Source organism: Desulfobacula sp., assembly GCF_021107415.1.
The window spans coordinates 1-12754 of the sequence record NZ_JAIOSW010000400.1 but is presented as its reverse complement, the minus strand read 5'-3'; the positions used below and the strand labels follow the sequence as shown (position 1 = coordinate 12754).

The 12754-nt window shown below is 40.9% G+C and carries 11 protein-coding genes and 1 rRNA gene; all 12 read left to right on the top strand.

The features are described from left to right. On the top strand, positions 1-182 hold a 182-nt coding region (locus K8S13_RS20320), incomplete at its 5' end, for a hypothetical protein (protein WP_291465469.1). Continuing rightward, the gene (dctP, locus tag K8S13_RS20315; protein ID WP_367172773.1) at positions 113-1072 is read left to right on the top strand and encodes a TRAP transporter substrate-binding protein DctP; all 960 of its coding nucleotides are present in this window, start codon (positions 113-115) and stop codon (positions 1070-1072) included. The genes K8S13_RS20320 and dctP, both read left to right, overlap by 70 nt. Before the next feature lie 63 nt (positions 1073-1135). Beyond that, positions 1136-1651, top strand: coding sequence for a TRAP transporter small permease subunit (locus tag K8S13_RS20310; protein ID WP_291465465.1), 516 nt, complete (start codon positions 1136-1138; stop codon positions 1649-1651). Then, positions 1648-2988 carry a TRAP transporter large permease subunit gene (locus K8S13_RS20305; protein ID WP_291465463.1) on the top strand — a complete coding sequence of 447 codons (1341 nt, stop codon included), beginning with the start codon at positions 1648-1650 and terminating at the stop codon, positions 2986-2988. Before K8S13_RS20310 ends, K8S13_RS20305 begins: the two co-directional genes overlap by 4 nt. Before the next feature lie 256 nt (positions 2989-3244). After that, the gene (locus tag K8S13_RS20300; protein ID WP_291465461.1) at positions 3245-5227 is read left to right on the top strand and encodes a corrinoid protein; all 1983 of its coding nucleotides are present in this window, start codon (positions 3245-3247) and stop codon (positions 5225-5227) included. Positions 5228-5465: 238 nt separating this feature from the next. Then, positions 5466-6845, top strand: coding sequence for an FAD-linked oxidase C-terminal domain-containing protein (locus K8S13_RS20295; RefSeq protein ID WP_291465460.1), 1380 nt, complete (start codon positions 5466-5468; stop codon positions 6843-6845). Positions 6846-6858: 13 nt separating this feature from the next. Continuing rightward, complete coding sequence (locus K8S13_RS20290; RefSeq protein WP_291465471.1) at positions 6859-8166, top strand: (Fe-S)-binding protein; 1308 nt, start codon at positions 6859-6861, stop codon at positions 8164-8166. 154 nt (positions 8167-8320) lie between these two features. After that, positions 8321-9121, top strand: coding sequence for a dihydropteroate synthase (locus tag K8S13_RS20285; RefSeq protein ID WP_291465459.1), 801 nt, complete (start codon positions 8321-8323; stop codon positions 9119-9121). Positions 9122-9330: 209 nt separating this feature from the next. Further along, the gene (locus tag K8S13_RS20280; protein ID WP_291465457.1) at positions 9331-10170 is read left to right on the top strand and encodes a 2Fe-2S iron-sulfur cluster-binding protein; all 840 of its coding nucleotides are present in this window, start codon (positions 9331-9333) and stop codon (positions 10168-10170) included. Further along, a complete protein-coding gene (locus K8S13_RS20275; protein WP_367172775.1) occupies positions 10167-10922 on the top strand; it encodes an ASKHA domain-containing protein in 756 nt (251 codons plus the stop codon). Before K8S13_RS20280 ends, K8S13_RS20275 begins: the two co-directional genes overlap by 4 nt. Before the next feature lie 36 nt (positions 10923-10958). Beyond that, complete coding sequence (locus K8S13_RS20270; RefSeq protein WP_291465455.1) at positions 10959-11648, top strand: vitamin B12 dependent-methionine synthase activation domain-containing protein; 690 nt, start codon at positions 10959-10961, stop codon at positions 11646-11648. A 721-nt stretch (positions 11649-12369) separates the two neighbouring features. Beyond that, positions 12370-12754 (top strand): 23S ribosomal RNA (locus K8S13_RS20265); the annotation flags it as partial.

Sequence of the window (12754 nt, the reverse complement as noted above, 5' to 3'; positions counted from 1 at the left end):
TGTCTTATGTTTTCGGCAAAAATCCCATGTACTGGTATCGAATTGAAACATCTCTTGGCCGAAATAGCCTCGTTGGCACAACAATAGAAACACCGAGAATTTGCCGGAAAAAATGGCCACATCCTGGCCGCCTGGAATTCCTCTTTATAGAGATATGGCTGAAGTTTTTGCGAAGCATGTAGAGAGACAATCCGGGGGTCGGATGATAATAAGGATACTTCCTGGCGGCACTGTTGCACCAGCACTTGAAGTCACAGATACGGTCAGGAAGGGAATCACCGAATTAGGCCACAGTTGGCCGGGTTATGATATAGGTCGCGATCCAACCACTGCCATCCTTGGTGGTTACGCCGGTGGGATGGAATCGGTACCCATGATGCACTGGCTATATGCTGGCGGTGGGAAAGAGCTTTGGGCAGAGCTTCGAATGGAAAAATTTGGAGTGGTTGCGTTTCCATGTGGTATCCGTCCGCCAGAGGCCTTTGCACATTCTCATAAACCGATTCGAACCCTGGAAGACTTCAAGGGTTTAAAGATGAGGACTGTCGGTGCGTGGGCCCAGATTCTCCCAAAACTTGGTGGATCTGTCGTCTCTCTGCCTGGAGCCGAGGTTTTTCCAGCCCTCGAACGAAAAGTCATTGATGCCACGGAGTGGGCAACTCCTGGAGAGAATGTAATCAGCGGATTTCATGAAATAGCCAAATATGTCATTGTACCTGGTGTGCACCAACCCAGTGCGCCTTTTGAACTCACTATCAATAAAGAAAAATGGGATATCTTGCCTGCAGATCTTAAGGCTATCATAGAGGAGTCAGCGAAATTGACCACCTTCGAGTCCTGGTATCGTATCGGCAAACTCGATATGGGGGCTATGGAGATATTTCGCCAGAATGGCAATGAAATTATCCAATTATCCCCAGAAACTCAGACACGTGCTCATGAAATGGGAAGGAAGTGGGCCGCTGACATCGCTCTAACGAACCCATCGTTTAATAAGGTGATGGAATCACAAAATGCCTTTGAAAAGAAATGGAAAACTGTTGGTGACATAAGATATTTCCAAATAAAATAATACTAAAACGAGCCGGGTACACCTTTTTCTGTCCCCGGCTATTTTTATCTAAAAGGATTTAAAATGGAAATCATTTCCAAAGGCCTCAATATTATTGATTCAGTCAGTGTTAAAACTGGCAAAATTGTTGCATTGTTAGCGGTACCGATGATCATCGCCCTCATATACGAAGTTTCTGCTCGATATATTTTTCATCGACCGACTATCTGGTCATACGATGTCACCTACATGATTTACGGGACCCACTACCTACTTGGCGCTGCCTACACGCTCCGTATGAAGGGACACATCCGAATTGATGTGCTATATATGAAATTTTCTCATAGGGGGCGTGCAGCGATAGACGTTGTTGGTTATCTATTCATCTTCTTTCCGATTATATCAATTCTGATTATCAGTGGTTTTGAAATGGCAAAGGATGCCTACCAGATCCAGGAAACATCTCAGTTTACACAATGGCAACCAATTCTTTGGCCATTTAAGAGCGTCCTCTGCCTGGCATTCATCCTGTTAATGCTTCAGGGTATTGCAGAATTTATACGAAGTCTGGTTATGGTTATTAGGGGGAGAGAGATATGATAGAAGCGTTGTTAGGTTCAGACTACTTTATTTTGTTGATGTTTCCAGGAGTTCTTCTATCAATATTTTTCGGATTCCCAGTCGCTTTTTCTCTGATGGGTATGTCACTCATATTTGGTTACATAGGTTTTGGAGATGCCATTGGTGATATGCTCATTCGTAGGGTGTGGGACGTTTCTACTAACTACATTTTGGCAGCTGTACCCCTTTTTGTGTTTATGGGCAGCATGTTGGAGGCTTCAGGCATTGCATCCCGGCTTTTCAAAGCAATGATCCAATGGACAGGCAAACTCCGCGGTGGTTTGGCGCTTGGTACTGTCGTTATGTGCACTATTTTTGCTGCTGCCACGGGTATCATCGGGGCAGCTGAGGTTGTTGTCGGACTGCTCGCCATCCCGGCCATGCTGAAATACAAATACAATAAGGGACTGATTTGTGGGACGATCTGTGCAGGTGGTTCCTTAGGAACGATAATTCCGCCTAGTGTCGTAATTGTGGTATTCGGTCCAGCTGCAGGTCTTTCTGTGGGCAAGTTGCTTATGGCTGCAATTTTTCCAGGGATTCTCCTATCATGTTTGTACATTATTTACATCATTATCCGTTGTTGGATACGTCCCGAAGATGGGCCGGGATTGCCCGAGAGCGATTTGGACCAACCGCTTTCAGAAAAGATCAAATTTACTATCACAGCACTTTTACCACCGCTTTTTCTCATTTTTGCAGTAATGGGATCAATCCTTTTGGGTCTAGCTGCACCAACCGAGGCTGCGGCACTGGGAGCCTTCGGAGCGGTTATTCTCACCATTGGTTATGGAAAGATGAACATGAAAACTTTCAAAGATGCATCAATTAACACGCTGCGAATCAGCGCAATGATCACCTTGGTTTTAACCGGTGGGACTATGTATACCGGTGTTTTTCTTGGCATGGGCGGAGGAGAGATAGTCGAACAGATTCTTTACACCATGAGCCTACCCCCTTGGGGAATGCTTGCTTTGTTTCTTACTATAACATTTGTAGCTGGCTTCCTGTTGGATTGGATTAGTGTTCTTTTGATTTTTGTTCCCATTTTTGTTCCCATAGTTACCAAGATGGGCTTTGACCCCTATTGGTTTTCAATACTATTTTTAATGGTTATTCAGACTAGTTATCTTACGCCACCCATGGCGCCTGCAATTTTTTATCTAAAAGGGATCGTACCACCTGAGATTCAATTAAAAGATATGTTTCGGGGTGTTGTGCCCTATATCTTTTTGCAGGGGATTGCTATTGCAATTATCATTCTATTCCCGAAAATTGCTCTTTGGCTTCCAAACATTATGATTGGTTTCAAGTGATAGCATATCTTTGCTTTTGTTTGCTAAATAAAGAGGAATGTCCAGCATTATTAAAGCTTAAGTTATTAATATTTTTGGCTTTTGGCGTTGATGATGTCGTGCTGGAAATCCGTTAGTCAGTAAGAAAAGGGTTAGAAAACTCGGAAAGCATACTGCCAACAGCTATTTCCGGTATCCAGCAAAATAGAATCAAGTTTTTAGACAAAGGTCTCAATTGAGAAACTTATAATATACTAATTACAAAAAGGAAATTCAAATGAGTATAACCAACAGAGAAAGAATACTGAGAGTAGCCAGAGGAGAAAAGGTGGATAAGATACCTTGGGTACCTCGAATAGATCTTTGGCACAATGCCAATGAATTGGCAGGAAACTTACCAAAGAAATACCAGGGCCTGTCTGTTGAAGAAATACATAGAAAAGAAGGATGGCCTCTGCACAAAATAATTCCTGAATATCTTAAACCAGAAAAGCCCGAAGATATTATCCACAGGGGTATTGGTCTTTATAAGTTAAAAGAATTTCCCTATGATTTTGAATTTTCTTCTGATATTGATATCCGCGTGTCAATCGAAGAAAATGACGACGAGTATATGACCCATGTGGAGTATCACACTCCTAAGGGTGTCATCAGTGTCCGTCACGGTTATACCGGTGAAATGAAAAAATCAGGTGCATCAATTACCTGGGTCAAGGAACATGCCATTAAAAGTGTTACAGATTATCCTGCTCTTGCTCATATTTTCGGAAATATGAAATTAAAACCAGCCTATGACCGTTTCAGCCAATGGAAAAATTTTGTTGGAGAGGATGGCGTCGCATTTGCCCAGGGCCTTGGAATTGCCTGCTCTTCTCCCATGCATTTTATCCAGAAAACCCTGTTAGGCGCAACTGATTTTTATCTGCATTATAAGGATCACTCCAAGGAAATGGAGAAGCTGGCCGAGGCAATAGCAAACTGTTATAATCAATTGATCAGTATTCTGGCTGGTTCTCCTGCAGACATGGTGCTCTGGTCTGCCAACGTGGATGACATGATTACCTATCCTGCCTATTTTGAGAAAGATATTATGCCGTGGTGCAAAAAGGCCTCGGATGCACTTCATGCAAATGGAATCCTTGCAACCATGCATACGGACGGTGAAAATCGGGGATTAATGGATCTAATCCCTCAGTGCGGTATGGATGTAGCCGATGCTGTTACTCCTTACCCAATGACCAAAGTAAAGTTCGAAGAATACTATGACAAGTGGTGCAGAACTGACAAACTTACCATTCACGGCGGTATTCCTGAAATGATGCTGATAGAGGAATCTGCTACATGGGATGATTTAAAGGCATATCTGGCTCATATGTTTAAGGTTATATCACCGGGCAAGCGTCTTATTGTTTCAATCGGAGATACAAGTCCTCCAAATACTGAATTTGACCGTCTTCTATATATAGGTGATCAGATTGAAAAATATGGCAGACTACCATTGGAAGCAGGGTCATACAACCCGGTAATAAATGAAAAAGAACTGAAAGCAAGTGATGATTTATATAAGGTTTCTCAGCCATCGGATAAAAAAGATACCGATGAAGATACCGACTCGGATGAGCTTGATTCGGGTTTTGCCGTACTACGCCAGGATGTGCTGGACGGGGATGAGAAAAAGTTGATCACAGATGTAAAAGATATGCTTGAGCGCAAGTTTGATGCTCAGGATATTCTAAATATAGGCATGTTGTCAGCAATGGAAGTAATAAGTGAAAAATTCAAGGATGGTACTGTATTTATTCCGGAAGTACTGCTGGCCGCCAGGGCATTGAATGAAGCGCTCGAGGTACTGGAACCCCATCTTGCAGAAGGGGCATCCAAGGGAGGAGACTGTAAAATTTTAATCGGAACCGTTGAAGGTGATCTCCACGATATTGGAAAGAATATGGTATATACCATGCTCAAGGGAGTTGGTTTTGATGTAATTGATCTTGGAGTTAATGTAAAAGTAAATGAGTTTGTCCGCCAGGTCAAAGAAACAAAACCAAACATTTTAGGAATTTCAGCTTTGCTGACCACCACCATGCCACAGATGAAAAAGGTAATGGATGCACTTGAAGAAGAAGGGTTAAGAGATCAGGTCAAGGTGATTGTCGGCGGTGCTCCGGTGAACAGCAAATTTGCCGATGATATCGGTGCAGATGGTTATGCTCAGGATGCTGGCGAAGCAGTTGACCTGGTTAAATCCTTAAAAAAATAAACACCATGGGCGGTGTATAAGTGAGTACCGCCCGCAAATAATATTAAAGAATTATATAATTGATAATGTAATTATCCGAACTGGATACTGACTGTTTACCATGTGAAGTGAAAACGTCCTGTATAGTCGGGGCCTATCTAAAGTTATATAAATATTAGCAACAGGCCGAAGCTTGCGATTTATATACCATAGGTCTAAGGAATTAATTTGTAATATCATAATATATGGAGGGAATATAATGGAACCTGCACTACTTAAAGCATTACAAGGAATCGTAGGTTCAGAGCATCTTTTAACTGATATAGAAGACAGGATGACATATTCTTATGATGCCGCTGTTCTTGACCCCAAAATTCCCTGCGCCGTAGTCATGCCCGGGACAAGCGAAGAGGTTGGAAAAATTGTTGCCATATGCCATGAAAATAAAATTCCCATAACTGTACGGGGTTCAGGCACAAATTTAAGTGGAGGCACTATTCCTGAGACGGACGGCATTGTCCTTTTAACCGTCAGACTGAATAAAATTCTTGAAATAAATGAACCCGATATGTATGCCGTTGTCCAGCCCGGTGTTGTGACCGCCACACTGGCATTAGCTGTTGAAAAAAAAGGCCTTTTCTACCCTCCTGATCCCGGCAGTCAGGCTGTCTCAACCCTTGGCGGCAATGTTGCTGAAAACGCAGGTGGGTTAAGGGGCCTTAAATATGGTGTTACCAAGGACTATGTCATGGGAATGAACTTTTTTGATGCCACGGGCAGATATGTTAAAAGCGGCTCTCGAACCGTCAAATGCGCCACCGGCTATAACCTGACAGGGTTGATGGTGGGGTCGGAAGGCACCCTTGGTGTGGTGGATGAGATTACCTTAAAACTGATCCCGTATCCCTCTGACAGAAAATCAATGGTGGCTGTTTATGACACCATTGACCAGGCATCGGAAACTGTAGCAGCTATCATTTTATCCCGAATCGTTCCCGCCACCCTGGAAATTCTTGACAATTTTACCATAAGAGCGGTTGAAGATTACAGCAAAGCAGGGCTCCCCATTGATGCTGCCGCCCTTTTACTCATTGAGGTAGATGGCCATCCGGTGGTGGTGGAAGAAGAAACCCAAAAAATTGAAACCCTATGCAAAAAAATGGGGGCATCGGGTATCAGAGTTGCAGCCAATGACGAGGAAAGAGACAAAATCTGGGATGCCAGGCGAAGTGCATTATCTGCCCTTGCAAGGCTGAAACCCACATTGGTTCTTGAAGATGTCACCGTCCCCCGAAGCCGAATCCCGGACATGGTCAAGGCCATTCAACAAATCTCAAACGACTTTGAGGTCAGCATTGGCACCTTTGGTCATGCAGGGGATGGCAATCTGCACCCAACTATCCTGACAGACAAGCGTGACAAAAAAGAATGGCATAGAGTTGAGCAGGCCATTGAACAGATTTTTGACAAAGCACTTGAAATGGGTGGCACCCTTTCAGGAGAGCATGGTACAGGAATTGCTAAAGCCCCCTTCTTCAAAAAAGAAGTCGGAGCTTCATCCATTGAATTTTCAAAAAACCTCCGCCGAGCCCTTGACCCCAATGGCATCCTTAACCCGGGGAAGATAACAGGAGTATAAAGACGTGGGAAATATGAATGAACTGGCAACACTTGTCAAGGAGCTGGAAGAGCAGTTGATCGTCTGTACCAGATGCGGTATGTGTCAATCTGTATGTCCCCTTTTTGAACAGACCCTGTATGAAGCAGATGTGGCCAGGGGAAAACTTGCTCTCTTAAGCGGTTTGATGACCCATCTCTTTTTTGATCCGGATGGTGTCAATAAACGGTTGAACAAATGTCTTTTATGCGGCTCTTGTGCAGCCAACTGTCCATCAGGGGTCAATGTTTTGGAAATATTTATCAAAGCCCGGGCAATTTTAACCGAATATCAAGGACTTTCATTTATTAAAAAAATTATTTTCAATCAAGTACTTTCCAACCCACCGATATTTAACATACTTTTGGTATGGGCTGAAAAATTTCAGAAGATAATGGCGAAAAATAATAAAAACATACAAGGTACATCTTGCGCACGATTAGTCTCTCCTTTGCTTTCGCACCGTCATTTTATGCCAATAGCAAAAGAACCGTTCCATAAATCCCTGGGCACCCTGAAACTTGATTCCAAAATGTCCAGCATCAAAGTTGCCTTTTTCACCGGGTGTCTGATTGACAAGATCATGCCTCATATTGCCCATGCATCGGTTAAGGCACTTCTTCATAGTAATGTGGATCTGGTTATTCCCGAAACGCAAGGTTGTTGTGGCATACCTGCGCTGGCATCTGGTGATAGAAAGACCTTTGATTCGCTTGTGAAGCATCATGTAAATTTGTTTCAAAAAGAAAAATTTGACTACTTGGTCACAGCCTGTGCCACCTGTACATCCACCATAAAAAAACTGTGGCCTTCCCTTTACCAAGGCAAGGAAACCAGTTTTATGAAATACCTTGATGATCTTTCAAAAAAAACCATGGATATCAATCAATTCATAGTTGATGTGATGCAGATCGGCTCTGATGAAACAGATCAAGATAAAAAATTTTCGGAAACTGTCACTTACCATGATCCCTGTCATCTTAAAAAATCTTTGAACATTTTTACACAACCCAGACAGGTAATCACTGCTTCTGGAAAATATCTAAAAGAAATGGAGGGTGCAGATAAATGCTGTGGTATGGGAGGCAGCTTTAACCTATTTTATTATGATATCTCCAGTAAAATCGGCAAACTGAAACAAGACAATATTACTGACACTAATTGTTCTATTGTGGCCAGTGGCTGCCCAGCCTGTATTATGCAAATCAGCGATATGCTTTCAAAAGCTGGCTCGAATATTCAGGTAAAACATTCCATTGAAATCTATGCGGATTCTTTGGAAGAATCACAACTTTATGAATAATGACTTTAAATTTGCAATTATGGAACTTTTAGATAACAACATTAAACCAGTAATAAAAGAAATTAGCTACCATGGATGGATTGCAATGATGTCTGTCCACAAACAATTTTAAAGAAATATATAACTTAAATTTATTTAAGAAGGGGAAAATATAATGTTTACCATTATTGGAGAACGAATCAATACCACCTTAAACCAGGTAAAGGATGCTGTAGAAAAAAGAGATGCAGATTACATAACAAATGATGTAAAAAAACAGACCCAACACGGGGCAACATATATTGATGTAAATGCAGGAGCCCGGATAGGCCATGAAGAAGAAGATATTAAATGGCTGTTAGAAGTGGTTCAGAAGGCCACGGATCTTCCGTTGTGCATAGACAGCCCTGACCCTGCAATTCTTGAAATGGCATATGACCTGGTGGAAAAAACTCCAATGGTCAATTCCATCAGTCTTGAAAAGGACCGTTTTGATCCGATGGTTTCATTTCTAAAGGGCAAAGAGTGCAGGATAATTGCCCTTTGCATGGATGACTCAGGCATGCCCAAGAGTGCGGAAGATGTTATTTCCCGCGCAAAAGCCATTGTTAAAGAACTTGAAAATATCGGTATGAAAAGAAATGATATTTTTGTAGATCCCTTGATTCAGCCCTTGAGTGTTGACGGAAACAACGGACCAATAGCTATGGAAGCTGTAAAAACAATTATGCAGGACCTTGAAGGCGTTCATACAACAGGCGGGCTTTCAAACATATCCTATGGACTGCCGCAAAGAAAGATTATTAATCGAATTTTTTTGGTAATGATGATGGCTAATGGATTTGATTCTGCCATAATGGACCCGTTAGACAAAGATATCATGGCAGCTTTAAAAACAGGAGAAATGATTGCCGGACATGACAATTTTTGCATGAACTTTATAAAATCGGTCAGGTCTGGAGAGATAAAAGCTTAAACCAAATTGGACTTTTTAAATTGATGCTAATAACTGCTGAAACCATAATTCGGTTAAAGAATTTGAAGTACATCGGCATACTTGCTACCGGATATGATATGGTTGATACAGAGGCTGCATGTAGATGCTTGCTGGATATTACAGTTTAAAATTTTAGAAAAAATATTCAAGGACAAGACAGAATTAAACACCAAAATTAAGAAATAAAAATGTCAAATAAAAAATACAATATCCGCCTCCTGCCACATGACAAGCAGATTGAAGCACAATACGGCAAATCTCTGATGGAATCATTCATGAATAAAAAAATTTTTTTAAGGGCAGACTGCGGTGGCAAAGGAAAATGTAAAAAATGTCAGGTCGAGGTTGTTGAAGAAAACGGTGAATTTGCATTAAAAGAAGCATGTACATTCACTGTTTCCGGGAATGTTACTATTGAAATTCCGGAAACATATATGCTGTCCTCTCATATAATCAGCAAGGCACCAGTATCTCTTCCTGAAAGTTTTCAAAATAAATTCAAAGATGCTGATGCCGGGGATTCCTACGGTATTGCAGTGGGTCTTGGTACAACCACCATTGCTGTCTATCTTTGCAATACTGTCACAGGAAAGATTCTTTCTTCATTGTCTGTAAAAAACCCCCAGGTGTTATACGGGGATGATGTCATGAGTCGCATTGGTGAGATCAACCAGGATGGAAAAAATCTTGGGCATTTGCAAAGACTGGTTGTTAGAGCAATAGAATGGGGTATGAAAGATCTTTTGAAATTCCTTGATCTTGAAGACTACCCGGTTTCTCAAATGGTGGTGGTAGGTAATCCCACAAGGATTCATATATTTGCAGGAGTCGATCCTAAATCAATTGGGGTTTCTCCCTATCAGCCTGCTTTTTATAAACTAAAAATATTTTGTCAAAAGATTTGGGCTTTCAATCAGACAATATTTCAATTCAGGTACTGCCCCAGGTATTCGGTTTTATTGGAGGAGATATACTTAGTGCGGCAATTGCTGCAGATCTTGAAAATCAGGCAGACGGCACTCTTTTGATAGACCTTGGAACCAACGGAGAATTGCTGCTAAAGGCAAACGGCGGATTTTATGCAACCTCATGTGCAACCGGTCCTGCATTTGAAGGCGCTTCTCTTTCATGCGGGATACAGGCTATTCCCGGTGCTGTGAACAAAGTCCAAATCAAAGATCAGAAAGCTTTGCCCGAATATACTCTTATTAATTCTTCAAAATCTTCCTGGCCAAAACCTTTTGGAATATGTGGAACCAGTGTGATAAGTGCCATAGCCCAGTTTTGTGAAAAGGATATCATAGAACCAGGCGGTGCTTTTAAAAAAGATATAGTGATTTCAGCTTTAAAAAATGATTCTTCCGGTAAAACACAATACAATATTGTGCCTGAAGATTCTTCTCAAAATGGCTCTGATGTCTTTATAAACCAGAAAGATATCCGTTCAGTGCAGCTTGGCAAGGCTGCATTGATTACCGGAATTGAATTTCTTTTAGAGGAAGCAGGTATTGATGAACCTAAAAAGATCATTGTTGCAGGGGCATTTGGATCATTTCTTGACAAAGAAGACATGATGACCTTAGGGATGATCCCGGCCATGGACATTACCAAAATAGAACCCGCCGGGAATTTAGCCGGTGTAGGTGCTGTAATGACCTTGTGTGATGACAAGTATCTTGAAAAAGCAATAAATATGGCAGAACAGATTAAAGTGGTTGATTTTGCCTGTGATCATGATTTCCAGACAACCTTTGTTCAAAGACTGAGTTTCCCTTTATGAGAGATGATAAAAAATTATGCTCAAAGGAAATGAAACATGAAAGTTCTTGCTGATATTCCATTTAAACTGGATCTAAATGACCTTCTTAAACAAAATCGTATTAAAGAAGAGACTGATCATGCAGTAGAATTTCAAAGCCTTTTTGATATGGCTGAAAAAGCAGGAAAACCTAAAGCTCTTTTCAAGGAATGCTTTATTGACAAAAAGGGTACAGATACTGTTTCGATAGACGGGACTGCATTTAAAAGCCATGTATTAAGAAAAAATTTAGATTCTATTGAACGTGTTTTTGCTTATGTTGTTACCTGTGGTAAAGAAGTTGATACGATTGAAATTTTTCAGGGGAATTTTTTAAAAGAGTATTGGTTAGATACAATAAAACAGTCTCTTCTTGATTTCAGCAAAAAATATCTTGAGGAGCACCTTTTTCAAAAATACAATATAAATAAAACAGCATCCATGCAGCCGGGGTCCGGCGATATAAGTGTCTGGCCTATTGAACAGCAAAAAGAACTTTTTTCGCTTTTCGGAGATGTTGAAAAATTTATTGGAGTGAGGCTTACAGAATCATTTTTGATGTTTCCGGTTAAATCCATATCAGGTATCATTTTCCCAACTCAGGTTGATTTTAAAAGCTGCGAATTATGTTATCGTAAAAAATGCCCGAGAAGAAGACTCCCTTTTAATAAGGATTTATGGAAATCAATGCAGCAAGATGAAGCGTAAACTATACTCATAGAAGGAAATTCTGCTGGAATATCCTGCATTACCCCTTGTTAAAATCAAGGTATATTAAAATTTATATTATTGGAGAAATAAAAATGACCGAAGTTGATGTAAAGGCGGTTGTTTGTGGTTTTACAACAGTTTTCAATGCTGAAGATAAAGGGAACTATACTACTTTATTCAGTTTGAAAAGCGAATGTTCTAATTGGTGATAACACCCTGAATATAATGACTAAGCTGTTTAAAGACAAAAAACAGGTGCCTTTAATTCGAAAATTTTAAATACTTCTTTAGAAATGATTCCTTATATACCTTGTCCTGAAATTTTTGGACTGTTAAAAGCATTGGGGCTATGTGTCGGGTTGGCAATGCTCAAAAATGCAATGATAAGTTTTAAATAATTTAAACCAAAACGTTTTAGCTAGATGATTTTTTTCCCTTCAAAATTAGAAACATGGCTATGCACAATTGCCAGTTATACGCAGATAGTTGCACTCAAAGATAATCCAATCTCTAACGGTCACTGGCCTTAAAATTATTAAGAAAACCAGGAATAATCTTAACCGTTCAGGGCTGAAAAAATTCAAGCAATAGGGCGAGTCTTTTGTCTATCATTATGGGGTAAGACCCTTTATTCAAAAGGCGTTGACTTGATTTGGTAGTGCTTAGAGGTGCCCTGAATCATGCGGTGAAGACTTGGTATTCATAAGTCTGGGTTTTTTAATGGTAGTCCAAACCCTATATCTTGTGGCAGGGGAAATTTTTTTCCTGAATACGACCCTTTTTAATCGAGTGGTTTTTTTTAAAGTTATCCTGAAATAAAAAACGGCCGGGTAATAACAGGCCTACCTCTCAAGAGTTCACATCGACGGGCCGGTTTATCACCCGACTGTCGAGGCAAAACATCCTGGAGCTGGAGCAGGTCTTAAGGGTTAGGCTGTTCATCAATTAAAGTGGTACGTGAGCAGAGTTTGTTGGATATCATAAAAGGGTCGTGAGACATTTTGGTCCCTATCTTTCGTGGGCGCAGGCCCGAACATATAACTGGTTGAGGAGATATGTTCCTAGTACGAGAGGACCTGAATGTACCAACGAATGGTGTTACA